This window comes from Mesorhizobium sp. M7D.F.Ca.US.004.03.1.1, from assembly GCF_003998635.1.
GTDB classification, from domain to species: Bacteria; Pseudomonadota; Alphaproteobacteria; order Rhizobiales; family Rhizobiaceae; genus Mesorhizobium; species Mesorhizobium loti.
Map to the genome: position 1 here is coordinate 1 of NZ_RZQG01001143.1, position 1,668 is coordinate 1,668.

Here is a 1,668-nt window from a genome sequence, read left to right on the forward strand (position 1 = left end):
CTGTCGCGTGATGCGGTGGCGGCTCGGATGCCTTCGGTAGCGTTGATCCCGTTTTAATGCCGATCTGAGGTTGTTGATTAACTGCCCGGCAATGGTTGCATGCAAAGGTCGCCCTGAGGGATCATTGGGGTGCCTGCGTTGCTCATATCAAAAAGCGAAACCCTTTCGCGCATCAAAGACGACGGGATTTTGTCCGCAGTCCGAAAGCGCGAAATCCTGGTTGATTTGCGGGAAGGCTTCTTTCGGATCTGCGCGCTAGCCTTTGCGGGACTGTTCGTCTACCGCGGCGTGTATCACCTTATGCTCGACCCGACGCGTATCAATGTGGCGCTGTTGGCGATTTCCGAGATCCTGACCTTTACCTGGCTGCTTCTGTCGCGGCGGCCGCAGGTTCGCGACTGGAATCCGCTCACGGTGGTTGTCTCTGTGATCGCCAGTTTCGGTGTCGGCTTCATCGATCTGGAGCCGGGCGTGGCTATCGTTCCGGTCTATTTCGCGGCGCCTCTGCAGGCCCTGGCGTTGGGGTTTGTGATCTGGGGAAAGATATCGCTGGGCCGTTCGTTCGCCATTCTGCCGGGCAATCGCGGCGTGATGACCGGCGGCGCCTACCGCCTTGTGCGGCATCCGATCTATGCCGGCTACCTTGCCGGCCATATCCTGTTCCTGCTGTCGGCCTTTTCTTTCTACAATCTTGCCGTCTACGCCGTGATCACCTTCTTCCAGGTGCATCGCATCCTGCGCGAAGAGGCGCTGCTGGCCGCCACGCCGGAGTACCGGGACTATATAAAACGCGTCCACTACAGGCTGTTCTACGGGATCGTCTGACAACAGGGCGCCCACCCGCAATACCGGGCTGGGCCGCCGGCCGCATTTGCGAGCGGATGGCAAGCTTTCCGCGCGATGCAGGTTTCCGGATTTCCTGCGGAATGGCCAGGCGGCCAGCTCTGCCTGCTCATCGCACGCCGCTGACATCAAGACTGCCGGATCGGAAGTGCCGAACCAGCCGTGAGGCTTGACCGCACTCTCCTGGCCTCCGGCCGATCGGAAAGCCCGCCATCCTTGGCGGGCTTTCTGCGTGTTACCTCGGTTGGGCATCGCTCGCCGGGCGGAACGCTAATGCTCTGAAAGCGTTCACATCCCCAGCAACATCCGAATAACGCGATGTTCAAACCGGCGCATCAGCGCTTACAGGAGCGGGAAAGCCATGAGCCTAGGAACCATTCTCATCATTATCCTCATCATTGCGCTGCTTGGCGGCTTCAGCGGCCTTGGCGGCGGTCCGTTCTACGGAACCGGTTATTATGGCGGCGGTGGTCTCGGGCTCGTTCTGCTCATCCTCATCGTGCTGGTTGTGCTTGGGCGGATCTAGCCGCGCTGCTCGCTCGATTGACTTCGGGGCGATCGCAATCTCGTGACCGCGTCGGTGCCTGTCGCGCACCTGATTGTGATGTGTGCGGACCTGCTTGTGATCCGGCTCGTTTCGAAATTTTGTAAAGTAATCGCGGTCCACACCCCCCGTGGAAACAAGAGGAGAGGGTCCCACCCCTTGTCCTCCTCCAAGGCCCGCTGCGGTTAACCGGAGCGGGCTTTTGCTTGATGGGGCGAGGGAACCGGCTTGCGTCGATGCCGTTGAGTTACGGAAGGCTGCCAATGCCCATGACGCCGCGG

At 60.3% G+C, this 1,668-nt stretch carries 2 protein-coding genes; both read left to right on the top strand.

The window, feature by feature from the left end:
• The first annotated feature begins 189 nt into the window (after positions 1 to 189).
• Entirely contained in the window at positions 190 to 825 is a 636-nt protein-coding gene (locus EN935_RS34870) for an isoprenylcysteine carboxylmethyltransferase family protein (protein ID WP_245462875.1), read from the top strand.
• A gap of 379 nt (positions 826 to 1,204) precedes the next feature.
• Positions 1,205 to 1,369, top strand: coding sequence for a DUF3309 family protein (locus EN935_RS34875; RefSeq protein ID WP_082525567.1), 165 nt, complete (start codon positions 1,205 to 1,207; stop codon positions 1,367 to 1,369).
• The last annotated feature ends 299 nt before the right edge of the window (positions 1,370 to 1,668 follow it).